We start from the raw sequence: 21,805 nt of genomic DNA, 5'->3' as shown, positions 1-21,805 counted from the left end.
TCGGGGCGGCAGGCGCCGCTGGGCCCGGCCCCTTTCGCGTACCCCGGCAGGGTCGGGGCGGCAGGCACCGCTGGGCCCGGCCCCTTTCGCGTACCCCGGCAGGGTCGGGGCGGCAGGCACCGCTGGGGCCCGGCCCCTTTCGCGTACCCACGGCATGGTCGGGGCGGCAGGCACCGCTGGGCCCGGCCCCTTTCGCGTACCCACGCGGCCCCTTTCGCGTACCCCCGATCTAGGCGCTTCCGCCGCCGCGCATACGGTTCTACGCTGGAACCGATGGCAGCTCCACCTCGGCCATTCGTTCGATCGACGGTTCGCCCAGAGATCCAGGCTCTTCGGGCGCTCGCCGTCGGAGCAGTCGTGCTCCATCACGGCTGGCCCGCTGTGGCACCTGCCGGCTACATGGGCGTCGACGTCTTCTTCGTCGTCTCCGGATTCCTCATCACCGGGCTCCTGCTCCGCGACGCGGAGACGCGGGGGAGCATCTCACTCCGCACCTTCTACCTCCGCAGGGCCCGGCGCATCCTCCCGGCCGCACTGATCGTGCTCGCCGTGGTCTCGGTGCTCACCATCGCGCTCGTTCCGCAGCGCGAATGGCGATCCTGGTTCAGGGAGATCGTCGCGAGCGCGCTCTACTACGAGAACTGGCAGCTCGCGATCGACTCGCAGATCCCGCGCCGGGCCGACCTCGAGTCGACGCCGGTGCAGCACTTCTGGTCGCTCTCCGTGGAGGAGCAGTTCTATCTGTTCTGGCCGTTGCTGCTCATCGTCGCCATCTGGTTCGCGGGCCGCAGGGGAGTCGGGTCGCGGCGTGTGCTCCTGCTTGTGCTCGGCGCCGTGACCACGGCCTCATTCGTGCACTGCATCGTGCTGACGGCCCATGAGCCAGCCCTCGCGTACTTCTCCACGTTCACGCGCACGTGGGAGTTCGGAGTCGGCGGCCTGCTCGCCCTCCTCGCAGCGACACCGCTCCGTGGTCGAGACGGGCTGCGCGGCGCCGCGTCGCTCGTCGGACTCGTGCTCATCGTCGTGCCCATCGTGACCTTCCACTCGCCGGACGTGTTCCCCGGATTCGTGGTGCTCCTGCCGGTCGTCGGAACGCTCGCGGTGATCTGGGCGGGCATGCCGGTCGTCGCGTGGTCGCCGGCGAGGCTCGCCGCGCTGCCTCCGGTGCAGTGGATGGGTGACGTGTCCTACTCGCTCTACCTCTGGCACTGGCCGATCTTCATGTTCGTGCCGTACATCACGGGCGTGCCGAGCCCGCCGTGGCTGATGGTGCTGCTCGTCGCGTTCTCGTTCCTCGTCGCCGGTCTCTCGAAGCGGTACATCGAGGACCCGTTCCGCACGCCGACGCACGGGCTGCGGGCGCGTCCATCTGTCGTGCTCGGTGCCATGGCCGCGGTGATCGCCCTCGTCGTCGGAGCGGGCGTGGTCGCACCGGGTGTCGCGGCCGAGCGCAACATCGCGTGCTCGCGGGGCGACCGCGACTAGCTGTACCCGGCCATCAGGGCGAGGTTCTCCACCGACCTCGGAATCCTGATCTGCCTCAGACAGCCCGGTCGCGATGTGTGCCATCATGGCTACCCTGCCGGGACGGTCGCGGCAGCGGGACGGACTCGAAGGAACTCGGTGACGAAGATCGGCACGACACGAGGCATCCAGGTCGACGGCGGATGGAGTGTCGACTCCAACGCGTTCATCGACGAGCACGACATGGCACAGGACGTGGCGTTCGACGACACCGTGCTGTTCGCCGCGGTCAATGGCATCACCGGCGAGTCGCTCTCCCTCACGTACGAGAACGCGGCCACCGGCTACACGCTCGAGCAGATTCAACTGTCGAGAGCGTCAGGCCGATGGACGTACGACGAGGCGAGCAGCGTCCACACGACGATCGCAGCCGGCCACGACGCCGAGGCCGTCTTCGGCCTGCTCCCCCGATTCCTCAATCCGCTCGGCAAGGACCTGATTCCTCTTCGGCTCTCCAGCTGGACGGTCGCGGTCAACAATCTGACCGAGGCGGAGGCGGCGCATCGCGCCGTGGAACTGGTCTTCTCGGCGACGCGAGGCAAGCTCTTCATCGACGTGACCTACACCCGGGCCGAGGCGCTGCCGTACTGCGTCTACGTGGGGATGTCGAAGCATCCGTATACCGAACTCACCTACACCCTCGACAAGCCGACGACGACGCAGAAGGTGATCCACCTGAGGGAGGTGGGCGCTGTCGCCGCGTTGATCGACGATCTCCTGACGGGACTCGAGCCCTTCTACGCCGGCGTCGGCTGAGGTCGTCGCCTCTAGGAGCGTCAGACGGGCGTGCCGTCGATCGTCGTCTCGAGGTCGATGCTGTCGTGCACGCTGCGTGCCACCGTGCAGGAGCGGTCGATCGCCTTGACCATGAGCCCGATGAGCTTCGCACGCTCGGCGTCGTCGAGCGAGGAGAGGTCGAGCAGCAGTTCCTCGTCGACGCGCGAGTACCGGTTGTCCGAGTCGGAGGTGCCGTGCGCCCACACCGTCATCGCGAAGTCGTCGCCGAGGCGACGAGCGGCGACCCGGTCCGCGCTCATTGCGGCGCATCCTGCGAGTGCGAGCTTCAAGAGCTCGCCCGGCGTGAAGTGGCCCTCGGCCTCCACTGGCCCGATGCGCACCGTCGAACCGCGCTCGTTCATGCCCTCGAAGGTGCGCTCGCCCGTACGGGTGACCGAGACGCTGCCCGGTCCGATCCGGTCGCTCACCTGGTGCGCGTGCTCGGTCATGTCCGCCTCCAGACTGGTCGTACCTCCGATTCCATCACGGATGCCGCGGGCCCGGGACGACCGTCTCCTGCGACCTCGCTGTGAACTGCACCGGGCGCGACACGCCCGGGTTGCACGTAGGCCCTCATTGTGGCAAACTCGTTGAGTTCAACATTTCGAACGCGTGCACTCGTGCGCGCTGATCGGATCACTGTCAGGCAGTGCATAGCCACCCGGTGAACACGGGGGTCAGGCTAGGCCGCAGGCAGGAGAACAGACAAACCGACAACCACAACGCCATGGCCTGTGCCTGCACAGACACAGGCTCGTCAGCGTGCGCGTCGGTTGGGCTCGAAGGTCGAGCGTGTCGAGAGCACCGCCCCGGGTCATCCGGGCGGGTGGTTTCGACAGGCTCGATCACCGGCCTTTGACAGAAGAACAGTGGTGCTTCACACGGAGTAGCTACGCGGCGTCCGATGCCCTCGGAAGGGGTAAGACGCCTTGACAGAGAGAGAGTCAGCAATGGCGGGACAGAAGATCCGCATTCGACTGAAGTCGTATGACCACGAGGTCATCGACACCTCGGCGCGCAAGATCGTCGACACGGTGACCCGCGCGGGCGCCACGGTCGTCGGCCCCGTGCCGCTTCCGACGGAGAAGAACGTGGTGTGCGTCATCCGCTCGCCCCACAAGTACAAGGACAGCCGCGAGCACTTCGAGATGCGCACCCACAAGCGCCTCATCGACATCGTGGACCCGACGCCCAAGGCCGTCGACTCGCTCATGCGACTCGACCTGCCGGCCGACGTCAACATCGAGATCAAGCTCTGAGGTAACAGATGTCTTCCGCTACCAAGAACGTGAAGGGTCTGCTCGGCACCAAGCTCGGCATGACCCAGGTGTGGGACGAGAACAACAAGCTCGTTCCGGTCACCGTCATCGAGATCGCCCCGAACGTGGTCACCCAGGTTCGCACCCCCGAGAAGGACGGCTACCAGGCCGTGCAGATCGCGGCAGGCGCCATCGACCCGCGCAAGGTGAACCAGCCCGCCGCCGGTCACTTCCGTGAGGCTGGAGTGACCCCGCGTCGCCACCTCACCGAGGTGCGCACGGCCGACGCCGCCTCGTACGAGCGCGGCCAGGAGCTCACCGTCGACGCCACCTTCGAAGCCGGCCAGCTCGTCGACGTCGTCGGCACGAGCAAGGGCAAGGGCTTCGCCGGTGTCATGAAGCGCCACAACTTCAAGGGTGTGTCCGCTTCGCACGGTTCGCACCGTAACCACCGCAAGCCCGGCTCGATCGGTGCTTCCTCGACCCCCAGCCGTGTCTTCAAGGGCATGCGCATGGCCGGTCGCATGGGTGGCGAGCGCGTGACCGTGCTCAACCTCCGCGTGCACGCCGTCGACGCTGAGAAGGGCCTGCTGCTCGTCAAGGGCGCGGTTCCCGGTGCTCGCGGCCGTCTCGTTTTCGTCCGCAACGCAGTGAAGGGGGCGTAGTCCATGGCTACCGCCAACACCATTGACGTGCTCGACGTGACCGGCAAGAAGTCCGGCTCGGTCGAGCTGCCCGCCGAACTCTTCGACGTGCAGACCAACGTCCCGCTCATCCACCAGGTCGTCGTCGCCCAGCTCGCAGCAGCGCGCCAGGGAACGCACAAGACCAAGACCCGCGGCGAGGTTTCCGGCGCAGGTCGCAAGCCGTTCAAGCAGAAGGGCACCGGCCGCGCCCGTCAGGGTTCGATCCGCGCTCCTCAGATGACCGGCGGTGGCGTCGTCCACGGCCCGCAGCCGCGTGACTACTCGCAGCGCACCCCCAAGAAGATGATCGCAGCGGCCCTCCTCGGCTCGCTCTCCGACCGCGCACGCGGCGGCCGCGTCCACGCGGTCACCGGCTTCGCGGCCAGCGAGACGCCGAAGACCAAGGACGCCATCGCGCTGCTCGGCGCGATCGCTCCGGCCAAGCGCTTCCTCATCGTGCTCGCACCGGGTGAAGAGATGTCGCAGCGCGCCGTCCGCAACATCCCGACCGTGCACGTGCTGCGCGTCGACCAGCTGAACGCATACGACGTGCTCGTCTCGGACGACATCGTCTTCAGCACCGCCGCACTCGAGGCGTTCGTGGCCTCGAAGTCGGCGAAGAAGGAAGAGGTCTCGGCATGACCGCCGCCGCGAACAACAAGGACCCGCGCGACATCATCATCGCGCCCGTCGTCTCGGAGAAGAGCTACGGCCTGATCGACGAGGGCAAGTACACGTTCATCGTGGACCCCCGCTCGAACAAGACCGAGATCAAGCTCGCCATCGAGAAGATCTTCAACGTCCAGGTGGCGTCGATCAACACCCTGAACCGTCAGGGCAAGACCCGCCGTACCCGGTTCGGCATGGGCAAGCGCAAGGACACCAAGCGCGCGATCGTCACCCTCAAGTCCGGCTCGATCGACATCTTCACGGCTGTCGGCTAGGGAGCAGAGGAATAAGAATGGCTATTCGTAAGTACAAGCCCACGACCCCTGGTCGTCGCGGTTCGTCGGTCGCCGACTTCGCGGAGATCACGCGCTCGACGCCCGAGAAGTCGCTGCTCCGCCCGCTGTCGAAGACCGGTGGTCGCAACAACCAGGGTCGCATCACGACCCGTCACATCGGTGGTGGCCACAAGCGCCAGTACCGCGTGATCGACTTCAAGCGCAACGACAAGGACGGCGTCAACGCCAAGGTCGCTCACATCGAGTACGACCCCAACCGCACCGCGCGCATCGCGCTGCTGCACTTCGTCGACGGCACCAAGCGATACATCCTGGCTCCGAACAAGCTCGGCCAGGGCGACATCGTCGAGTCGGGCCCCAACGCCGACATCAAGCCGGGCAACAACCTGCCGCTGAAGAACATCCCCACCGGTACCGTGGTGCACGCCATCGAGCTGCGTCCCGGTGGCGGTGCCAAGATGGCCCGCTCGGCCGGTGCATCCGTTCGCCTCGTTGCGAAGGACGGCCCCTACGCCCAGCTGCGTCTGCCCTCCGGTGAGATCCGCAACGTCGACGCGCGCTGCCGCGCGACCGTCGGCGAGGTCGGCAACGCCGAGCAGTCGAACATCAACTGGGGCAAGGCCGGCCGTATGCGCTGGAAGGGCGTCCGCCCGACCGTCCGCGGTGTCGCCATGAACCCGGTCGACCACCCGCACGGTGGTGGCGAGGGCAAGACGTCCGGTGGACGTCACCCCGTCAGCCCCTGGGGTCAGAAGGAAGGCCGCACGCGTAAGCGCGATCTTCCCAGCGACAAGCTCATCGTTCGCCGTCGCAACGTCGGCAAGAAGCGCAAGTAGGAGTTGTAGAAGATGCCACGCAGTCTGAAGAAGGGCCCCTTCGTCGATGACCACCTGCTTCGCAAGGTGATCACGGCGAACGAGGCCGGCAGCAAGAACGTCATCAAGACCTGGTCGCGCCGATCGATGATCATCCCGGCGATGCTGGGTCACACCATCGCGGTGCACGACGGTCGCAAGCACATCCCGGTGTTCGTCACCGAGACCATGGTGGGTCACAAGCTCGGCGAGTTCGCACCCACCCGCACCTTCCGTGGACACGTGAAGGACGACAAGAAGGGCCGTCGCCGCTAAGCGGTGACGTGAAGGAGGAGAAGAAATGGTGGAGTCGATCGCACGCGTGCGACACATCCGCGTCACCCCCATGAAGGCCCGCCGCGTCGTCAACATGATCCGCGGCAAGCAGGCACAGGAGGCACTCGCCATCCTGAAGTTCGCACCCCAGGGTGCGAGCGAGCCGGTGTACAAGCTCGTCGCCTCGGCCATCGCGAACGCTCGCGTCAAGGCCGATGCAACGAACACCTACCTGGACGAGCAGGACCTTTACATCAGCAGCGCATTCGTCGATGAGGGCACCACCCTCAAGCGATTCCAGCCGCGTGCTCAGGGTCGTGCCTTCCGCATCAACAAGCGAACGAGCCACATCACCGTCGTGCTCGCCACGCCCGAGGAGGGTACGAAGTAATGGGTCAGAAGGTCAACCCGTACGGCTTCCGTCTCGGCATCACCACCGACCATGTGTCGCGGTGGTTCTCCGACTCGACGAAGCCCGGTCAGCGCTACGCCGACTACCTTGCAGAAGACATCAAGATCCGTCGACTGCTCCAGACGTCGCTGGACCGCGCCGGTGTCTCGCGCATCGAGATCGAGCGCACCCGTGACCGCGTCCGCGTGGACATCCACACGGCACGTCCCGGCATCGTGATCGGCCGCCGCGGCGCCGAGGCCGAGCGCATCCGCGCCGACCTCGAGAAGCTCAGCGGCAAGCAGATCCAGCTGAACATCCTCGAGGTGAAGAACCCCGAGGCCGACGCTCAGCTCGTCGCTCAGGGCATCGCCGAGCAGCTCTCCGCTCGTGTGGCATTCCGCCGCGCGATGCGCAAGGGCCTGCAGGGTGCTCAGCGCGCCGGCGCCAAGGGCGTCCGCATCCAGGTCTCCGGCCGCCTCGGCGGCGCCGAGATGAGCCGTTCGGAGTTCTACCGCGAAGGCCGTGTGCCCCTGCACACCCTGCGCGCGAACATCGACTACGGCTTCTACGAGGCGAAGACCACCTTCGGCCGCATCGGCGTGAAGGTCTGGATCTACAAGGGCGACATCACCAACAAGGAGCTCGCCCGCGAGCAGGCCAACCAGAAGTCGTCGCGCCCCGAGCGCAGTGACCGTCCCCGTCGTGCGCCGAAGGCGCAGGAGCCGGTGGCAGCAGGAGTTGAGGCATAACCATGTTGATTCCCCGTCGAGTCAAGTACCGCAAGCAGCACCACCCCGGCCGTTCGGGCCACGCCACCGGCGGCACGAAGGTCACCTTCGGTGAGTTCGGCATCCAGGCGTTGACCCCCGCGTACGTGACGAACCGTCAGATCGAGTCCGCTCGTATCGCCATGACGCGTCACATCAAGCGCGGCGGCAAGGTGTGGATCAACATCTACCCCGACCGTCCGCTCACGAAGAAGCCGGCCGAAACCCGCATGGGTTCCGGTAAGGGTTCGCCCGAGTGGTGGGTCGCGAACGTCAAGCCGGGTCGAGTCCTCTTCGAGGTCTCCGGCGTCTCCGAGGAACTCGCTCGCGAGGCAATGACCCGTGCCATTCACAAGCTGCCCCTCAAGGCACGCATCATCAAGCGCGAGGAGGGCGACGCATAATGGCCGTCGGCACCAAGGAGCTCAGCCCCGCCGAGCTCGACACTTTCGAAGACGAGCGACTCGTCGATGAGCTGAAGAAGGCCAAGGAAGAGCTGTTCAACCTGCGCTTCCAGTCGGCCACCGGTCAGCTCGAAAGCCACGGCCGCCTCCGGGCGGTCAAGCGCGACATCGCGCGCATCTACACGGTCATCCGCGAGCGCGAACTCGGCATCCGGGCAACGCCCGCGCCGGTCGAGGTTCCGGCCAAGGCCGAGAAGAAGACGAAGAAGGCCAAGGCCGAGGCATCCGCTGATGCTGCAGCCGAGGTCGAAGAGACGAAGGAGGCCTGATCATGGCTGAGACCAAGAAGGCTTCGGCCGAGGTCGACACCGCGGCCGAGCTCGTCCGCGGCTACCGCAAGGTTCGTCGCGGCTACGTCGTCAGCGACAAGATGGACAAGACCATCGTCGTCGAGGTCGAGGACCGCGTGAAGCACCCGCTGTACGGCAAGGTCATGCGCCGTACCTCGAAGGTCAAGGCGCACGACGAGACCAACACCGCCGGCATCGGCGACCTCGTCGTGATCAGCGAGACCCGTCCCCTCTCCGCCACGAAGCGCTGGCGCCTCGTCGAGATCGTCGAGAAGGCCAAGTAAGCCTCGGGCTTACTTGAAAGAAGGAGTTTCAAAGTGCTTCAGCAGGAATCACGAGTCAAGGTCGCCGACAACACCGGCGCCAAGGAGCTGCTCACGATCCGCGTGCTCGGTGGCTCGAAGCGCCGGTACGCCGGCCTCGGTGACACCATCGTCGCGACCGTCAAGGACGCGATCCCCGGCGGCAACGTCAAGAAGGGCGATGTGGTCAAGGCCGTCATCGTCCGCACCGTCAAGGAGACCCGTCGTCCCGACGGCTCCTACATCAAGTTCGACGAGAACGCCGCAGTGATCCTGAAGAACGATGGTGACCCCCGCGGCACCCGTATCTTCGGACCGGTCGGTCGCGAGCTTCGCGACAAGAAGTTCATGAAGATCATCTCGCTGGCACCGGAGGTTATCTAGTCATGGCCAACATCAAGAAGGGTGACCTCGTTCAGGTCATCTCGGGCCGCAGCCAGGCTCGCGGCGGAGATCGCGGCAAGCAGGGCAAGGTCCTCGAGGTGCTCGTCGCCGAGAACCGCGTCGTCGTCGAAGGCATCAACTTCGTGACGAAGCACGTTCGCGTCGGCCAGACGCAGCGCGGCACGAAGACCGGCGGCATCGAGACCGTCGAGGCCCCGATCCACGTTTCGAACGTCGCGCTCGTCGACCCCGAGTCGAAGAAGCCGACCCGCGTCGGTTTCCGCATCGAAACCGTGACGAAGGACGGTGTCGAGAAGACCGTCCGCGTCCGCTACGCCAAGAAGTCAGGTAAGGACCTGTAATGACCGACACGGCTACGCAGGCTGGCAAAATCCAGCCGCGACTGAAGACCAAGTACCGGGACGAGATCTCGAAGGCCCTCACCGAGGAGCACGGCTACACCAACGTGCACCAGGTTCCGGGTCTCGTGAAGATCGTCGTGAACATGGGCGTCGGCGAGGCCGCGCGCGATGGCAAGGTCATCGACGGCGCGATCGCCGACCTCACCAAGATCACCGGCCAGAAGCCGCAGGTCACCAAGGCTCGCAAGTCCATCGCGCAGTTCAAGCTGCGCGAGGGTCAGCCGATCGGTGCCCACGTCACGCTTCGCGGCGACCGCATGTGGGAGTTCCTCGACCGCCTGCTCTCGCTCGCACTGCCCCGTATCCGCGACTTCCGCGGTCTCTCGGACAAGCAGTTCGACGGCACCGGAAACTACACCTTCGGTCTCACGGAGCAGTCGATGTTCCACGAGATCGACCAGGACAAGATCGACCGCGTCCGCGGCATGGACATCACTGTGGTGACCACCGCCAAGACCGATGAAGAGGGTCGCGCGCTGCTCAAGCAGCTCGGCTTCCCCTTCAAGGCGGCCGAGTCCGCCAACTGAACCCCGGATGCTGCGGGCTCGCGCCCGCAGCATCCGACCCGGTCTCCCGCATCCGTGGGAAACCGACACCACAGGTCATCGCTCGTGTAACGGGCGCTGAAACCTGGTGAACGTAAGGAAACACTCGTCATGACGATGACCGACCCGGTCGCTGACATGCTGACCCGTCTGCGGAACGCGAACTCCGCACACCACGACTCCGTGTCGATGCCCAACTCCAAGCTAAAGGCGAACATCGCCGAGATCTTGAAGAAGGAGGGCTACATCGCGGACTTCGAGCTGACCGAGGCTCGCGTGGGCAAGACGCTCACGCTGCAGCTGAAGTTCGGCCCCAACCGCGAGCGTTCGATCGCTGGCATCAAGCGCGTCTCCAAGCCCGGCCTCCGCGTCTACGCGAAGTCGACGGAGCTCCCCAAGGTGCTCGGCGGCCTCGGCGTTGCCATCCTGTCCACCTCCAGCGGTCTGCTCACCGACCGTCAGGCCGAGAAGAAGGGCGTAGGCGGAGAAGTCCTCGCCTACGTGTGGTAGTTCCATGTCACGAATCGGACGACTCCCCATCGACATCCCCGCGGGCGTCGACGTCAAGATCGACGGCCAGGCCGTTTCGGTCAAGGGCCCGAAGGGTGAGCTCGCGCTCACCGTCGCCGCCCCCATCGAGGTCAAGCTCGAAGAGAACCAGGTTCTCGTCACCCGCCCCGACGACGAGCGCACCTCGCGTTCGCTCCACGGCCTCACGCGCACCCTGATCGCCAACCAGATCATCGGCGTCACCCAGGGCTACTCGAAGGCACTCGAGATCGTCGGCACCGGTTACCGCGTCGCGCAGAAGGGCTCGTCCCTCGAACTCGCGCTCGGTTTCTCGCACCCCGTCGTCGTCGAGGCGCCGGCCGGCATCACGCTGACCGTCGAGGGCAACAACAAGATCACGGTCGCGGGCATCGACAAGCAGGCCGTCGGCGAGACCGCCGCGAACATCCGCAAGATCAAGAAGCCCGAGCCGTACAAGGGCAAGGGCATCCGCTACGCCGGCGAGGTCGTGCGTCGCAAGGCCGGAAAGTCAGGTAAGTAATCATGGCTGTGAAGACCAAGACGGCTGCGCGTTCGCGCCGCCACACCCGCCTTCGCAAGAAGGTCGTCGGCACCGAGCTGCGCCCGCGCCTCGTCGTCACCCGTTCGGCCCGTCACGTGTTCGTGCAGGTCGTCGACGACAGCAAGGGCCTCACGGTCGCCAGCGCCTCGACCATGGAGGCAGACCTCCGTGGATTCGACGGTGACAAGACCGCCAAGGCCAAGAAGGTCGGCGAGCTCGTCGCAGAGCGTGCGAAGAAGGCCGGCATCGAGTCCGTCGTCTTCGACCGCGGCGGCAACAAGTACGCCGGTCGCGTCGCAGCGATCGCCGATGGAGCGCGAGAGGCAGGGCTCAACCTGTGAGCGAGAACACTACGAAGGAGACCGAGGTGACCGCAGAGGCACCCGTCGAGACGGCAGCAGCTTCGGAGCCGGCTCGCAACGAGCGCGACAACCGTCGTGGCGGCGGTCGTGACCGGAACCAGGGCGGCCGCGACCGCGGTGGCCGCGACGCCGAGAAGAGCCAGTTCCTCGAGCGCGTCGTGACCATCAACCGCGTGTCGAAGGTCGTCAAGGGCGGCCGTCGCTTCAGCTTCACGGCGCTCGTCGTCGTGGGCGATGGCAACGGACTCGTCGGCGTCGGCTACGGCAAGGCGCGCGAGGTCCCGACCGCGATCTCGAAGGGCGTCGAGGAGGCGAAGAAGAACTTCTTCCGCGTTCCTCGCGTCGGCGCCACCATCCCGCACCCCGTCCAGGGTGAGGCTGCAGCCGGCGTCGTCCTGCTCCGCCCCGCTTCGGCCGGTACCGGTGTCATCGCCGGTGGTCCCGTGCGTGCGGTGCTCGAGTGCGCCGGCATCCACGACGTCCTGAGCAAGTCGCTCGGTTCGTCGAACACCATCAACATCGTGCACGCCACGGTCGCGGCCCTGCAGCAGCTCGAAGAGCCGCGCGCAGTCGCTGCCCGTCGTGGCCTCGCCTACGACGAGGTCGCTCCGGCCCGTCTGCTGCGTGCCGAGGCACAGGCGGCCGAGGCCGCCGCAGCAGCGAAGGCAGGTGCCTGATGGCCAAGCAGCTGAAGGTGACCCAGATCAAGTCCAAGGTGAGCGAGAAGCAGTACCAGCGCGACACGCTGCGCAGCCTCGGACTCAAGCGCATCGGCCAGTCGGTCGTTCGCGAGGACAACCCGCAGAACCGCGGCTACGTGAACACCGTCGCGCACCTCGTGAAGGTTGAGGAGATTGACTAATGGCTGACGAGAAGAAGGACGTCGCCGCCGAAGCCCCCAAGAAGGCTCCGGCGAAGAAGACGGCCGACAAGCCCGCCGCCGCGAAGGCAGCCCCCAAGGCCGCCGCCGAGAAGAAGGCGCCCGCAAAGGCTGCTGCAGCGAAGGCCGACGCGGCCGAAGCCCCCAAGGCTCCGGCGAAGAAGGCCCCCGCGAAGAAGGCAGCCCCCAAGGCGGACGTCGCGGAGAAGCGCGAGCAGGTGCTGAAGGTCCACCACCTCCGCCCGGCTCCGGGTGCCAAGAAGGACAAGACCCGCGTCGGACGCGGTGAGGGTTCGAAGGGCAAGACGGCCGGTCGAGGCACCAAGGGCTCGAAGGCTCGCAACAACATCCGCCCCGGTTTCGAGGGTGGCCAGCTTCCGTACCACATGCGTGCGCCGAAGCTGCGCGGCTTCAAGAACCCGTTCCGCGTCGAGTTCCAGGTCGTGAACCTGGACAAGCTCGCCGAGCTGTACCCGAAGGGCGGCGACGTCACGATCGCCGACCTCGTCGAGAAGGGCGCCGTTCGCAAGAACGAGCGCGTCAAGGTTCTCGGCAACGGTGACATCCAGGTGAAGCTCAACGTCGCGGTCGACAAGGTCTCCGGCTCGGCCGAGCAGAAGATCGTCGCCGCTGGCGGCTCGGTCAAGTAAGACCGGAAACAGCACCGATTGTTCGAGCCAGTCGGGACCTCGCGTATGATTCACGGGGGTCTCGACTGGCTCGAGCCGCATATGGACTGACTCCACACGGAGCAACAGGAGGACGAGTGTTCAACGCCATCGGGCGGATCTTCCGCACGCCGGATCTTCGCCGCAAGCTCGGGTTCACGCTGGGCATCGTCGCCCTCTTCCGGCTGGGGTCGTTCATTCCCGCGCCATTCGTGGACTTCGGCAACGTGCAGGCCTGCCTCGCGGCCAACCAATCGAACGCGGCCGGGCTCTACGACCTCGTCAACCTGTTCTCGGGCGGCGCCCTGCTCCAGCTTTCGATCTTCGCGCTGGGCATCATGCCCTACATCACCGCGTCGATCATCGTGCAGCTGCTCCGCGTCGTGATCCCTCACTTCGAGACGCTGTACAAAGAGGGCCAGGCCGGCCAGAGCCGCCTCACCCAGTACACCCGCTACCTCACGATCGCGCTCGGCGTGCTCCAGTCGACCACGCTGATCACGGTCGCCCGCTCCGGCGCGCTGTTCCCGTCGAGCGCCCCCGAGTGCTCGCAGCTCATCACGAACGACGCCTGGTACGCGATCCTCCTCATGGTGATCACCATGACCGCCGGCACCGGCCTCATCATGTGGATGGGCGAGCTCATCACCGAGCGCGGCATCGGCAACGGCATGTCGCTCCTCATCTTCACGTCGATCGCCGCGACGTTCCCCGGCTCGCTCTGGGCCATCGGCATCGCCCGCGGCTGGGACGTCTTCGCGATCGTGCTCGGCATCGGACTCCTCGTCGTCGTCGCCGTCGTCTTCGTCGAACAGTCGCAACGGCGCATCCCAGTGCAGTACGCCAAGCGCATGGTCGGCAGGCGGACGTACGGCGGCAACAACACGTACATCCCGATCAAGGTCAACATGGCGGGCGTCGTGCCGGTCATCTTCGCCTCGTCGCTGCTCTACCTGCCCGCGCTCATCGCGCAGTTCAACACCCCGGCGGCCGGCGAGACGCCGCAGCCGTGGGTCGTGTGGATCACGAACAACCTGACGCAGGGCGGCCACCCGCTGTACATGCTGATGTACTTCCTGCTCATCGTCGGCTTCACGTACTTCTACGTCGCGATCACCTTCAACCCCGACGAGGTGTCGGAGAACATGAAGAAGTACGGCGGCTTCATCCCCGGCATCCGCGCCGGCCGGCCGACCGCCGAGTACCTCGACTACGTGCTCACCCGTATCACGCTCCCGGGCTCGTTCTACCTCGGTCTCATCGCCCTGATCCCGCTCATCGCATTCGCGATGGTCGGCGCCGACCAGAACTTCCCGTTCGGCGGCGCTTCGATCCTGATCATCGTCGGTGTCGGTCTCGAGACGGTCAAGCAGATCGACGCCCAACTCCAGCAGCGACACTACGAAGGACTTCTCCGATGACGGCTTCCGCAACCGGCTCAGCTCGCTTTCTGATCGTCGGGCCCCAGGGCTCCGGCAAGGGAACGCAGGGCGTGCTCGTCGCGGAGGCGTTCGGAGTGCCCCAGGTCGCCACCGGCGACATCTTCCGAGCGAATGTCTCGGGCGGCACCGAGCTCGGCAAGCGGGTCCAGTCGATCATCGAGGCCGGTGACCTCGTCCCCGACGAGCTCACGAGCGAACTCGTGCGCGATCGCCTCGAGCAGGCGGATGCCGCGAGCGGCTTCGTCCTCGACGGGTACCCGCGCAACCGAGGGCAGGTCGACGACCTCGACGCGTTCCTCACCGCCCGCGGCGAGGCGCTCGACGCCGTGATCGAGCTGGAGGTGCCCCGCGACGAGAGCATCGCGCGCCTGCGGCAGCGGGCCGCCCAGCAGGGACGCACCGACGACACCGAAGAGGTCATCGCGAACCGGCTGGCGATCTACGAGCGCGAGACCGCCCCGATCCTCGACGTGTACCGCGAACGCGGCGTCGTCGTGCGCATCGACGGCGTCGGCACGCTCGACGAGGTCACCCGGCGGATCTTCTCGGCGCTCGCAGAGCGCGGACTCGCCCCCGACGCCGGCGACGCCGTCTCCGCCTGAGCCGTTTCGGTGTTCCGACGTTCGATCTACAAGTCGCCCGCCGAGCTCCGCTCGATGCGGGCGGCCGGTGAGGTGACCGCATCGGCCCTCGCCGAGGTGCGCAGCCTGCTCGTGCCCGGCGCGACCCCGCTGGAGCTCGACGCCGCGGCCGAACGCGTGATCCGCGAGGCCGGCGGGGTCCCGAACTTCCAGCTCGTCCCCGGGTACCGGCACACGCTGTGCGTCTCGGTCGACGACGACGTCGTGCACGGCATTCCGGGCGATCGTCCGTTCCGTGCCGGTGACATCGTCTCGGTCGACGGCGGTGCGGAGGTCGACGGCTGGAACGGCGACTCGGCGTTCACCGTCGTGCTGCCCGACGCAGCGCGTCCCGACGTGGTGGCGTCGCGGGAGGAGCTCAGCAGGGTCACGGAGCAGGCCCTGTGGCTCGGCATCGCCACGCTCGCTCGCGCGCGGCATCTCAACGAGGTCGGCGCGGTGATGGAGGAGTACGTGCGGAGCGAGGGCGACTACGGCATCCTCACGGACTACGTCGGTCACGGCATCGGCCGCTCGATGCACGAGGAGCCGCCGGTCTTCAACTACCGCGTCGATCGTCGCGGCCCTGCCGTGAAGCCCGGTCTCGTCGTCGCCATCGAGCCCATGATCGTGGGTGGATCGATCGACACGTTCACGCGCGACGACGAGTGGACGGTCACCACGTCCGACGGCTCGGACTCCGCGCACTGGGAGCACTCGGTGGCGGTGCACGCCGCTGGGGTCTGGGTGCTGACCGCGCCAGACGGCGGGGCGGCCGGCCTCGCACCGTTCGGTGTGCGACCCGTTCCCATCGAGTAGCGGGCGCCTGAGGGGCGCTCGCGCTCGAGCGGCTTCAGTGCCCGTGCGAACACCGTGGCATGTACGGGATGGGTCGCGCCCTCAGGCGGCTGCGCCCCGCGCCGATCGACTCGGCCGCTGCCCATGGGACGGCTAGGGTGAAAGCGACGGATACTCGCGACGGAGGCCGGGCACATGCAGGAACGCACAGTCCGAATCGGACCGGCATCCGAGCTGCGCGCACCGGTGAGCGGGCGGCGCTGATGGGGGAGATCACGGGCGCTGGGATCGGCCAGGGCGTTGCGGTCGGATCGGTCGTGCGGATGGCTGACCCGCTCCCCGAGCCCGTCGACCGGCCGAGCCATCTCGATCCCGACCGCGAGGGGGAACGGGCGAGGGCCTCGCTCTCGGTCGTGGCCGCCGAACTCGCACGCCGCGGCGCGAAGGCCGGTGGTGCGGCGAAGGACGTGCTCGAGGCGCAGGCCATGATGGCCGAGGATCCGAGCATCATCGATGACGTGACGACGAGGCTCGCGACGGGCAGGACCGCCGAACGCGCGGTGTTCGAGGCGTTCGCGTACTACCGCGACGTGCTCGCCGGCATGGGCGGGTACCTGGGGGAGCGGGCCGCCGATCTCGACGACATCGCGCAGCGCGTCATCGCCCACCTGCTGAAGCTGCCCGAGCCGGGAGTGCCCGACCCGGGGCATCCGTTCGTGCTCGTGGCCCGCGACCTCGCGCCCGCCGACACGGCGATGCTCGACCTCGACCAGGTGCAGGCGCTCGTCACGATCGACGGGGGACCGACCTCGCACACGGCGATCCTCGCGCGCGAGAAGTCGATCGTCGCCGTCGTCGGTGCAGCGGATGCCGCCGGCCTCGCCGACGGCGACACCGTGATCGTCGACGCGGCGCACGGGCTCGTCGTCGCCGCGCCCACCGACCAGGAGCTCGCCGCGGCGCGGGCGAGGATCGCCGAGCGCGCCGCCCGGGCCGCCGCACCGCTCAGGCCCGGCGCCCTCGCCGACGGCACACCGGTGCCGCTGCTGGCGAACCTCGGCTCGGCCGACGGCGCCGCCGAGGCGTTGCGACTCGGCGCAGAGGGCGTCGGACTGTTCCGAACCGAGTTCCTGTTCCTCGATGCGGAGGTCGCGCCGAGCGTGCGCGAACAGCAGGTGCAGTACACGCGCCTGCTCACGGCGTTCGCCGGCCGGAAGGTCGTGGTGCGAGTGCTCGATGCCGGAGCCGACAAGCCGCTCGCCTTCCTCAACGACGCACCAGAGGCCAACCCCGCGCTCGGACTCCGGGGCATCCGCGCCCTTCGGCGTACCGAGGCGATCCTGCGGGAGCAGCTCACCGCGCTCGCGGCTGCGGATGCCGCGACCGCCGCCGAACTCGAGGTCATGGCGCCGATGATCGCCACGGTGGAGGAGGCCCGGTACTTCACCGCACTCGCGAAGGAGCTCGGCGTCGCCGTCGCCGGGGTGATGGTCGAGACGCCGTCGGCCGCGCTCATCGCCGACCGGGTCCTCGCCGTGTGCGACTTCGCCTCGATCGGCACGAACGATCTCACCCAGTACACGATGGCCGCCGACCGGCTGCTCGGCACCGTCGCGGCACTGCAGGACCCCTGGCACCCAGCGGTGCTCCGCCTGATCGCCGATGTCGGGGCCGCGGGCGCAGCGCTCGGCAAGCCCGTCGGCATCTGCGGCGAGGCCGCAGCCGACCCGCTGCTGGCGGTCGTGCTCGTCGGCCTCGGCGCCACCAGCCTGTCGATGTCGCCGTCGGCGCTCGCCGACGTGCGCGCCTCGCTCTCGCGCTACCGCCTGAGCGACGCGAAGGAGCTCGCGCGGGCTGCCATGGCGTCTGAGGGAGCCGCCGAGGCCAGGGCTGCGGCCGAGACGGCCGCCGCCGAGCGCCTCGACGCCGGCGGTGCATCGTCGTAGCGCGGCGAATACGGGCCCGACTGGCGAAAACGGTCGGAATCACCTAGAGTTGACCCTTGGTGTTCTGCACGCCTGCTTCGGCATGCCTGACGAACCGTGATTCCTCACGGTTCCACGGGCTCGGCGAGCGGAACCATCGCACGACCAGCATCCCAAACTCCAAGCGATAGTGAGGCTATGGCCAAGAAAGACGGCGTCATCGAGATTGAAGGCTCGGTCACCGAGGCCCTCCCGAACGCGATGTTCCGGGTGGAACTCACGAACGGTCACAAGGTCCTCGCGCACATCTCGGGAAAGATGCGCCAGCACTACATCCGCATCCTCCCCGGAGACCGCGTGATCGTCGAGCTGAGCCCATACGACCTGACGCGCGGCCGCATCGTCTACCGCTACAAGTAAGGGCTGTTCGGAAAGTAACGGCCCGCGGCGTCCCGCGGGTACGAGGACAGCGACATCAAGGAACAATCGTGAAGGTCAACCCCAGCGTCAAGCCCATCTGCGACCACTGCAAGGTGATTCGCCGCCACGGCCGCGTCATGGTCATCTGCAAGTCGAACCCGCGCCACAAGCAGCGCCAGGGCTAGTCACCAGACAAGGGCGCTAGGCGCCTGCATCCCACAACTGAATACATCGGCAGCGCCAGAACCGCCGGCATCATCGGATGCCGCGGGGACACCTCGGGTCGGAGGCCCGGGCACCGGCGTTGTTCCACACCTCCACTTCGAAACAGGAGAAGCCAAACATGGCACGTCTGGCAGGAGTCGACATCCCGCGCGAGAAGCGCGTGGAGATCGCACTGACTTACATCTACGGCGTCGGCCGCACGCGAGCGCTCACCACGCTCGCCGAGACCGGCATCGACGGAAACATCCGCGTGAAGGACCTCAGCGACGAGCAGCTCGTCGCCCTCCGCGATTACATCGAAGGCAACTTCAAGGTCGAGGGTGACCTCCGCCGTGAGGTGGCCGCCGACATCCGCCGCAAGGTCGAGATCGGCTCCTACGAGGGCATCCGCCACCGTCGCGGTCTCCCGGTCCGAGGCCAGCGCACCAAGACCAACGCTCGCACCCGCAAGGGCCCGAAGCGCACCGTGGCCGGCAAGAAGAAGGCTCGCTAGGCCTCGGCCCGGTGATCCAGCGCCCCTAGGATTCAGGAGAAATCATGGCAGCACCCAAGGCGGCTACTCGCAAGCCGCGCAAGAAGGAAAAGAAGAACATCGCCGTGGGCCAGGCCCACATCAAGTCGACGTTCAACAACACGATCGTCTCGATCACCGACACCAACGGTGCAGTGATCAGCTGGGCCTCCTCCGGTGGCGTCGGCTTCAAGGGCTCGCGCAAGTCGACCCCGTTCGCCGCGCAGCTCGCCGCCGAGTCGGCTGCGCGCCAGGCGCAGGAGCACGGCATGAAGAAGGTCGACGTCTTCGTCAAGGGCCCCGGCTCCGGCCGTGAGACCGCGATCCGCTCGCTCCAGGCCGCAGGCCTCGAGGTCGGCAGCATCAACGATGTGACGCCCCAGGCGCACAACGGATGCCGCCCGCCCAAGCGTCGCCGCGTCTGATTCCCTCCCGGTGATCGAGGAGCGGTCCGGCTCAGCCGGGCTCTCCTCGATCGCCGGGACATCCGTTCTCTCACACAACTCAAGATCCTCGTACTCGCAGGTGTCATATAGCGGACACCCTGCCGAAAGGAATCAACAGTGCTGATCGCACAGCGCCCGACGCTCACCGAAGAGAACATCTCGGAGTTCCGTTCGCGTTTCGTGATCGAGCCCCTCGAGCCGGGCTTCGGTTACACCCTGGGCAACTCGCTCCGTCGCACCCTCCTCTCCTCGATCCCCGGCGCAGCCGTGACGAGCATCCGCATCGACGGCGTGCTCCACGAGTTCTCGACCGTTCCGGGCGTGAAGGAGGATGTCACCGAGATCATCCTCAACATCAAGAACCTGGTCGTCTCCAGCGAGCACGACGAGCCGATCACCGCGTACCTGCGCAAGCAGGGTGCCGGTGAGGTCACCGCCGCCGACATCTCCGCTCCCGCGGGCGTCGAGGTGCACAACCCCGAGCTGGTCATCGCGACACTCAACGACTCGGCGAAGTTCGAGCTCGAGCTCACGATCGAGCGTGGCCGCGGCTACGTCTCGGCCAGCCAGAACCGCAACGAGTACTCCGAGGCCGGCCAGATCCCGGTCGACTCGATCTACTCGCCGGTCCTGAAGGTCACCTACCGCGTCGAGGCCACCCGTGCCGGCGAGCGCACCGACTTCGACCGCCTCGTGGTCGACGTCGAGTCGAAGCCGGCCATCACGCCGCGCGACGCGATCGCCTCGGCCGGCCGCACGCTGACCGAGCTGTTCGGCCTCGCCCGCGAGCTGAACACCGCTGCCGAGGGTATCGAGATCGGCCCCGCGCCGGTCGACGCCGTGCTCTCCAGCGAGCTCTCGATCCCGATCGAAGACCTCGACCTCTCGGTGCGCAGCTACAACTGCCTCAAGCGCGAGGGCATCAACACGGTGTCCGAGCTCGTCGCCCTGTCGGAGTCGCAGCTCATGAACATCCGCAACTTCGGTCAGAAGTCGGTGGATGAGGTCAAGGACAAGCTCACCGAAATGGGCCTGTCGCTGAAGGACTCCGTCCCCGGATTCGACGGCGCCCACTTCTACACGGGCTTCGACGACGAGAACTAGGCAGACCTCGCGGTCGCCCACCAACCCCCACCTACTGGAGAGAACGAACCATGCCGAAGCCCACGAAGGGCCCCCGCCTCGGAGGCGGCCCCGCCCACGAGCGGTTGATGCTCGCGAACCTCGCTGCAGCGCTGTTCACGCACAAGCGCATCACCACCACCGAGACGAAGGCCAAGCGCCTCCGTCCGCTGGCCGAGCGTCTGGTGACGTTCGGCAAGCGCGGCGACCTGCACGCGCGCCGTCGCGTGCTCGCCGTCATCGGCGACAAGACCGTCGTGCACGAGCTGTTCACGGTCATCGCCCCCCAGGTCGTCGACCGTGAGGGCGGCTACACCCGCATCACGAAGATCGGAAACCGCAAGGGCGACAACGCTCCCATGGCCGTCATCGAGCTCGTGCTCGAGCCCGTGACCCCGAAGAAGCGCGCTGCGAAGCCCGCCGCTGCCGAGGCGCCCGTCGCCGAGGAGGCTCCGGCCGAGGTCGTCGAGGAGACGACCGAGGTCGAGGCGAGCGACGCTGCCGCCGAGGAGACGACCGAGGTCGCCGCCGACGAGGCGGAGGCCGCCGAGGCCAAGTAGCCTCTTGTTCGATCACGAAGGGCCCCGGTGCATCGCACCGGGGCCCTTCGCCGTCTCCGCCGCGAAGCCGCCGTCTCGGCTGGAACCGTGACCGAGCACGAACTGTCGCCGCTCTTCGAGCGCATCACGGCTCCCGAGACGCTCCCGACCCTTGCTCATCCCGACGTGCACGCGTGGCGTCCGGTCCGTGACGACGAACTCGACCGGATCGCGGAGCTCGAAGCGGCCATGGCGGCCGCCGACCATCCCGAAGACACGGTCCCGCGAGAAGAGCTCGCCGACGACCTCGGGATGTCGTTCGTCGACCGCGAGCGCGACTCGATCGTTGCGCTCGATGCCGACGGCCGTGCTGTGGCATGGGGCGTCGCGTATTCCCCAGGCAACGCGGGTCGACGAGGTGAGAGCAGCCAGGAACGACGCGTTCCGCGATCACTGGGGCAGCCAGCCGAGATCGGAAAAGGAATGGCGCGCCTTCGTCTCGAGCGCCGTGTTCCGCGCGGACCTCTCCGTCGTCGCCGTCGACGAGGCGAGCGATCGTGTCGTGGGGTTCGTGCTGGCTGAGGTGAATGAAGACGACTGGGATGGGCAGGGGTTCTCGAGCGTGCACGTTCCGCTGGTCGGCGTGGTGCGCGGTCACCGCGGCCGCGGCATCGCGAAAGCCCTCTTGGCGGCCCATCTCATCGCCGCAGGAGCCGACGGACTCGAGTACTCGACGCTCGAGGTGGACGCCGCGAACCCGACGGGGGCGTTCGCCCTCTACGAGCGGATGGGATTCCGCGCGGCGACCACCGAGACCGGTTACACGATCGTGGTCTGAGGCGGGTCGCCGCGCGCCGCGGATG

The 21,805-nt window shown here is 67.2% G+C and carries 34 protein-coding genes; 33 read left to right on the top strand and 1 reads right to left on the bottom strand.

Annotated elements, in window-relative coordinates; translation table 11 throughout:
- Positions 1-273 precede the first annotated feature (273 nt).
- Together ASE14_RS07470 and ASE14_RS07465 are read left to right on the top strand one after the other, a co-directional pair.
- Positions 274-1,488 carry an acyltransferase gene (locus tag ASE14_RS07470; protein ID WP_082600309.1) on the top strand — a complete coding sequence of 405 codons (1,215 nt, stop codon included), beginning with the start codon at positions 274-276 and terminating at the stop codon, positions 1,486-1,488.
- Positions 1,489-1,626: 138 nt separating this feature from the next.
- Entirely contained in the window at positions 1,627-2,283 is a 657-nt protein-coding gene (locus tag ASE14_RS07465) for a hypothetical protein (protein WP_056652995.1), read from the top strand.
- A 20-nt stretch (positions 2,284-2,303) separates the two neighbouring features.
- Here the strand turns inward: ASE14_RS07465 and ASE14_RS07460 are convergent, their stop codons facing one another.
- The gene (locus tag ASE14_RS07460) at positions 2,304-2,753 is read right to left on the bottom strand and encodes an OsmC family protein (protein WP_056652993.1); all 450 of its coding nucleotides are present in this window, start codon (positions 2,751-2,753) and stop codon (positions 2,304-2,306) included.
- 501 nt (positions 2,754-3,254) lie between these two features.
- Here ASE14_RS07460 and rpsJ point away from each other — a divergent pair.
- The 31 genes from rpsJ (at position 3,255) to ASE14_RS21095 (ending at position 21,780) form a co-directional block, all read left to right on the top strand.
- Positions 3,255-3,563 carry a 30S ribosomal protein S10 gene (gene rpsJ / locus ASE14_RS07455; protein WP_017201594.1) on the top strand — a complete coding sequence of 103 codons (309 nt, stop codon included), beginning with the start codon at positions 3,255-3,257 and terminating at the stop codon, positions 3,561-3,563.
- Between the two features lie 8 nt (positions 3,564-3,571).
- On the top strand, positions 3,572-4,228 hold the full coding sequence (gene rplC, locus ASE14_RS07450) for a 50S ribosomal protein L3 (protein ID WP_056652990.1): 657 nt from the start codon (positions 3,572-3,574) through the stop codon (positions 4,226-4,228).
- A gap of 3 nt (positions 4,229-4,231) precedes the next feature.
- The gene (gene rplD, locus ASE14_RS07445) at positions 4,232-4,891 is read left to right on the top strand and encodes a 50S ribosomal protein L4 (RefSeq protein ID WP_056652987.1); all 660 of its coding nucleotides are present in this window, start codon (positions 4,232-4,234) and stop codon (positions 4,889-4,891) included.
- Positions 4,888-5,193 carry a 50S ribosomal protein L23 gene (gene rplW, locus ASE14_RS07440; RefSeq protein ID WP_056010886.1) on the top strand — a complete coding sequence of 102 codons (306 nt, stop codon included), beginning with the start codon at positions 4,888-4,890 and terminating at the stop codon, positions 5,191-5,193. Before rplD ends, rplW begins: the two co-directional genes overlap by 4 nt.
- A 17-nt stretch (positions 5,194-5,210) precedes the next feature.
- Complete coding sequence (gene rplB, locus ASE14_RS07435) at positions 5,211-6,050, top strand: 50S ribosomal protein L2 (RefSeq protein WP_056652984.1); 840 nt, start codon at positions 5,211-5,213, stop codon at positions 6,048-6,050.
- 12 nt (positions 6,051-6,062) lie between these two features.
- A complete protein-coding gene (rpsS, locus tag ASE14_RS07430) occupies positions 6,063-6,344 on the top strand; it encodes a 30S ribosomal protein S19 (protein ID WP_056010880.1) in 282 nt (93 codons plus the stop codon).
- A gap of 25 nt (positions 6,345-6,369) precedes the next feature.
- Positions 6,370-6,735 carry a 50S ribosomal protein L22 gene (rplV, locus tag ASE14_RS07425; RefSeq protein ID WP_056652981.1) on the top strand — a complete coding sequence of 122 codons (366 nt, stop codon included), beginning with the start codon at positions 6,370-6,372 and terminating at the stop codon, positions 6,733-6,735.
- Complete coding sequence (gene rpsC, locus ASE14_RS07420; RefSeq protein ID WP_056010873.1) at positions 6,735-7,487, top strand: 30S ribosomal protein S3; 753 nt, start codon at positions 6,735-6,737, stop codon at positions 7,485-7,487. The genes rplV and rpsC overlap by 1 nt, the downstream gene beginning before the upstream one ends.
- Before the next feature lie 2 nt (positions 7,488-7,489).
- Positions 7,490-7,909: a 50S ribosomal protein L16 gene (gene rplP, locus ASE14_RS07415; RefSeq protein WP_056010870.1), complete on the top strand. Its 420-nt coding sequence runs from the start codon at positions 7,490-7,492 to the stop codon at positions 7,907-7,909.
- Entirely contained in the window at positions 7,909-8,238 is a 330-nt protein-coding gene (gene rpmC, locus ASE14_RS07410; protein WP_056652978.1) for a 50S ribosomal protein L29, read from the top strand. The genes rplP and rpmC overlap by 1 nt, the downstream gene beginning before the upstream one ends.
- 2 nt (positions 8,239-8,240) lie before the next feature.
- Positions 8,241-8,543 (top strand): 30S ribosomal protein S17, encoded by a 303-nt coding sequence (gene rpsQ, locus ASE14_RS07405; RefSeq protein ID WP_056652974.1) that lies wholly within the window; start codon positions 8,241-8,243, stop codon positions 8,541-8,543.
- Positions 8,544-8,576: 33 nt separating this feature from the next.
- Complete coding sequence (rplN, locus tag ASE14_RS07400; RefSeq protein ID WP_056652970.1) at positions 8,577-8,945, top strand: 50S ribosomal protein L14; 369 nt, start codon at positions 8,577-8,579, stop codon at positions 8,943-8,945.
- Positions 8,946-8,947: 2 nt separating this feature from the next.
- Entirely contained in the window at positions 8,948-9,307 is a 360-nt protein-coding gene (gene rplX, locus ASE14_RS07395; RefSeq protein WP_056652967.1) for a 50S ribosomal protein L24, read from the top strand.
- Positions 9,307-9,894, top strand: a complete 588-nt coding sequence (rplE, locus tag ASE14_RS07390) for a 50S ribosomal protein L5 (protein WP_056652964.1) — start codon at positions 9,307-9,309, stop codon at positions 9,892-9,894. The genes rplX and rplE overlap by 1 nt, the downstream gene beginning before the upstream one ends.
- A 129-nt stretch (positions 9,895-10,023) precedes the next feature.
- The gene (rpsH, locus tag ASE14_RS07385) at positions 10,024-10,422 is read left to right on the top strand and encodes a 30S ribosomal protein S8 (protein WP_056652961.1); all 399 of its coding nucleotides are present in this window, start codon (positions 10,024-10,026) and stop codon (positions 10,420-10,422) included.
- A gap of 4 nt (positions 10,423-10,426) precedes the next feature.
- The gene (gene rplF / locus ASE14_RS07380; protein ID WP_056652958.1) at positions 10,427-10,963 is read left to right on the top strand and encodes a 50S ribosomal protein L6; all 537 of its coding nucleotides are present in this window, start codon (positions 10,427-10,429) and stop codon (positions 10,961-10,963) included.
- Between the two features lie 2 nt (positions 10,964-10,965).
- Positions 10,966-11,325: a 50S ribosomal protein L18 gene (rplR, locus tag ASE14_RS07375; protein ID WP_056652955.1), complete on the top strand. Its 360-nt coding sequence runs from the start codon at positions 10,966-10,968 to the stop codon at positions 11,323-11,325.
- Positions 11,322-12,023 (top strand): 30S ribosomal protein S5, encoded by a 702-nt coding sequence (rpsE, locus tag ASE14_RS07370; RefSeq protein ID WP_056652950.1) that lies wholly within the window; start codon positions 11,322-11,324, stop codon positions 12,021-12,023. Before rplR ends, rpsE begins: the two co-directional genes overlap by 4 nt.
- A complete protein-coding gene (rpmD, locus tag ASE14_RS07365) occupies positions 12,023-12,208 on the top strand; it encodes a 50S ribosomal protein L30 (RefSeq protein WP_055860148.1) in 186 nt (61 codons plus the stop codon). The genes rpsE and rpmD overlap by 1 nt, the downstream gene beginning before the upstream one ends.
- Positions 12,208-12,876: a 50S ribosomal protein L15 gene (gene rplO, locus ASE14_RS21100; protein ID WP_082600307.1), complete on the top strand. Its 669-nt coding sequence runs from the start codon at positions 12,208-12,210 to the stop codon at positions 12,874-12,876. The genes rpmD and rplO overlap by 1 nt, the downstream gene beginning before the upstream one ends.
- Before the next feature lie 116 nt (positions 12,877-12,992).
- Positions 12,993-14,315 carry a preprotein translocase subunit SecY gene (gene secY / locus ASE14_RS07355; RefSeq protein ID WP_056652947.1) on the top strand — a complete coding sequence of 441 codons (1,323 nt, stop codon included), beginning with the start codon at positions 12,993-12,995 and terminating at the stop codon, positions 14,313-14,315.
- Positions 14,312-14,938 (top strand): adenylate kinase, encoded by a 627-nt coding sequence (locus tag ASE14_RS07350; protein ID WP_056652944.1) that lies wholly within the window; start codon positions 14,312-14,314, stop codon positions 14,936-14,938. Before secY ends, ASE14_RS07350 begins: the two co-directional genes overlap by 4 nt.
- A gap of 9 nt (positions 14,939-14,947) precedes the next feature.
- Positions 14,948-15,775 carry a type I methionyl aminopeptidase gene (gene map / locus ASE14_RS07345; RefSeq protein WP_082600306.1) on the top strand — a complete coding sequence of 276 codons (828 nt, stop codon included), beginning with the start codon at positions 14,948-14,950 and terminating at the stop codon, positions 15,773-15,775.
- 242 nt (positions 15,776-16,017) lie between these two features.
- Complete coding sequence (gene ptsP / locus ASE14_RS07340) at positions 16,018-17,700, top strand: phosphoenolpyruvate--protein phosphotransferase (protein WP_056652940.1); 1,683 nt, start codon at positions 16,018-16,020, stop codon at positions 17,698-17,700.
- Positions 17,701-17,877: 177 nt separating this feature from the next.
- Positions 17,878-18,099 (top strand): translation initiation factor IF-1, encoded by a 222-nt coding sequence (gene infA / locus ASE14_RS07335; protein WP_022893854.1) that lies wholly within the window; start codon positions 17,878-17,880, stop codon positions 18,097-18,099.
- Positions 18,100-18,167: 68 nt separating this feature from the next.
- Positions 18,168-18,284, top strand: coding sequence for a 50S ribosomal protein L36 (gene rpmJ, locus ASE14_RS19955; protein WP_005050492.1), 117 nt, complete (start codon positions 18,168-18,170; stop codon positions 18,282-18,284).
- A gap of 158 nt (positions 18,285-18,442) precedes the next feature.
- The gene (gene rpsM / locus ASE14_RS07330; protein WP_056652937.1) at positions 18,443-18,817 is read left to right on the top strand and encodes a 30S ribosomal protein S13; all 375 of its coding nucleotides are present in this window, start codon (positions 18,443-18,445) and stop codon (positions 18,815-18,817) included.
- Positions 18,818-18,861: 44 nt separating this feature from the next.
- Positions 18,862-19,260, top strand: coding sequence for a 30S ribosomal protein S11 (gene rpsK / locus ASE14_RS07325; RefSeq protein ID WP_022889749.1), 399 nt, complete (start codon positions 18,862-18,864; stop codon positions 19,258-19,260).
- Between the two features lie 138 nt (positions 19,261-19,398).
- Positions 19,399-20,385, top strand: a complete 987-nt coding sequence (locus ASE14_RS07320) for a DNA-directed RNA polymerase subunit alpha (RefSeq protein WP_022893850.1) — start codon at positions 19,399-19,401, stop codon at positions 20,383-20,385.
- A gap of 50 nt (positions 20,386-20,435) precedes the next feature.
- Positions 20,436-20,963, top strand: a complete 528-nt coding sequence (gene rplQ / locus ASE14_RS07315) for a 50S ribosomal protein L17 (RefSeq protein WP_056652933.1) — start codon at positions 20,436-20,438, stop codon at positions 20,961-20,963.
- 397 nt (positions 20,964-21,360) lie between these two features.
- On the top strand, positions 21,361-21,780 hold the full coding sequence (locus tag ASE14_RS21095; RefSeq protein WP_235511137.1) for a GNAT family N-acetyltransferase: 420 nt from the start codon (positions 21,361-21,363) through the stop codon (positions 21,778-21,780).
- Positions 21,781-21,805: the final 25 nt, after the last annotated feature.

The sequence above is a fragment of the Agromyces sp. Root81 genome (assembly GCF_001429165.1).
Classification (GTDB): domain Bacteria; phylum Actinomycetota; class Actinomycetes; order Actinomycetales; family Microbacteriaceae; genus Agromyces.
The sequence above is the reverse complement of the archived record's forward strand: the minus strand, read 5'-3'. Positions and strand labels throughout refer to the sequence as shown.

Excerpts from the sequence above, each read along its gene's own strand:
- rplD (WP_056652987.1), top strand. The coding sequence starts at position 4,232 with ATGGCTACCGCCAACACCATTGACGTGCTCGACGTGACCGGCAAGAAG.
- rplP (WP_056010870.1), top strand. The coding sequence starts at position 7,490 with ATGTTGATTCCCCGTCGAGTCAAGTACCGCAAGCAGCACCACCCCGGC.
- rplF (WP_056652958.1), top strand. The coding sequence starts at position 10,427 with ATGTCACGAATCGGACGACTCCCCATCGACATCCCCGCGGGCGTCGAC.
- rpsJ (WP_017201594.1), top strand. The coding sequence starts at position 3,255 with ATGGCGGGACAGAAGATCCGCATTCGACTGAAGTCGTATGACCACGAG.
- infA (WP_022893854.1), top strand. The coding sequence starts at position 17,878 with ATGGCCAAGAAAGACGGCGTCATCGAGATTGAAGGCTCGGTCACCGAG.
- rplV (WP_056652981.1), top strand. The coding sequence starts at position 6,370 with ATGGTGGAGTCGATCGCACGCGTGCGACACATCCGCGTCACCCCCATG.
- rpsH (WP_056652961.1), top strand. The coding sequence starts at position 10,024 with ATGACGATGACCGACCCGGTCGCTGACATGCTGACCCGTCTGCGGAAC.
- rplQ (WP_056652933.1), top strand. The coding sequence starts at position 20,436 with ATGCCGAAGCCCACGAAGGGCCCCCGCCTCGGAGGCGGCCCCGCCCAC.
- rplO (WP_082600307.1), top strand. The coding sequence starts at position 12,208 with ATGGCTGACGAGAAGAAGGACGTCGCCGCCGAAGCCCCCAAGAAGGCT.
- rpsC (WP_056010873.1), top strand. The coding sequence starts at position 6,735 with ATGGGTCAGAAGGTCAACCCGTACGGCTTCCGTCTCGGCATCACCACC.
- rpsK (WP_022889749.1), top strand. The coding sequence starts at position 18,862 with ATGGCAGCACCCAAGGCGGCTACTCGCAAGCCGCGCAAGAAGGAAAAG.
- rplW (WP_056010886.1), top strand. The coding sequence starts at position 4,888 with ATGACCGCCGCCGCGAACAACAAGGACCCGCGCGACATCATCATCGCG.
- rpmC (WP_056652978.1), top strand. The coding sequence starts at position 7,909 with ATGGCCGTCGGCACCAAGGAGCTCAGCCCCGCCGAGCTCGACACTTTC.
- ASE14_RS07350 (WP_056652944.1), top strand. The coding sequence starts at position 14,312 with ATGACGGCTTCCGCAACCGGCTCAGCTCGCTTTCTGATCGTCGGGCCC.
- rplR (WP_056652955.1), top strand. The coding sequence starts at position 10,966 with ATGGCTGTGAAGACCAAGACGGCTGCGCGTTCGCGCCGCCACACCCGC.
- rplC (WP_056652990.1), top strand. The coding sequence starts at position 3,572 with ATGTCTTCCGCTACCAAGAACGTGAAGGGTCTGCTCGGCACCAAGCTC.
- rplB (WP_056652984.1), top strand. The coding sequence starts at position 5,211 with ATGGCTATTCGTAAGTACAAGCCCACGACCCCTGGTCGTCGCGGTTCG.
- ptsP (WP_056652940.1), top strand. The coding sequence starts at position 16,018 with ATGGGGGAGATCACGGGCGCTGGGATCGGCCAGGGCGTTGCGGTCGGA.
- rpmD (WP_055860148.1), top strand. The coding sequence starts at position 12,023 with ATGGCCAAGCAGCTGAAGGTGACCCAGATCAAGTCCAAGGTGAGCGAG.
- rpsS (WP_056010880.1), top strand. The coding sequence starts at position 6,063 with ATGCCACGCAGTCTGAAGAAGGGCCCCTTCGTCGATGACCACCTGCTT.
- ASE14_RS07470 (WP_082600309.1), top strand. The coding sequence starts at position 274 with ATGGCAGCTCCACCTCGGCCATTCGTTCGATCGACGGTTCGCCCAGAG.
- rplX (WP_056652967.1), top strand. The coding sequence starts at position 8,948 with ATGGCCAACATCAAGAAGGGTGACCTCGTTCAGGTCATCTCGGGCCGC.
- rplE (WP_056652964.1), top strand. The coding sequence starts at position 9,307 with ATGACCGACACGGCTACGCAGGCTGGCAAAATCCAGCCGCGACTGAAG.
- ASE14_RS07460 (WP_056652993.1), bottom strand. The coding sequence starts at position 2,753 with ATGACCGAGCACGCGCACCAGGTGAGCGACCGGATCGGACCGGGCAGC.
- rpsQ (WP_056652974.1), top strand. The coding sequence starts at position 8,241 with ATGGCTGAGACCAAGAAGGCTTCGGCCGAGGTCGACACCGCGGCCGAG.
- rpsM (WP_056652937.1), top strand. The coding sequence starts at position 18,443 with ATGGCACGTCTGGCAGGAGTCGACATCCCGCGCGAGAAGCGCGTGGAG.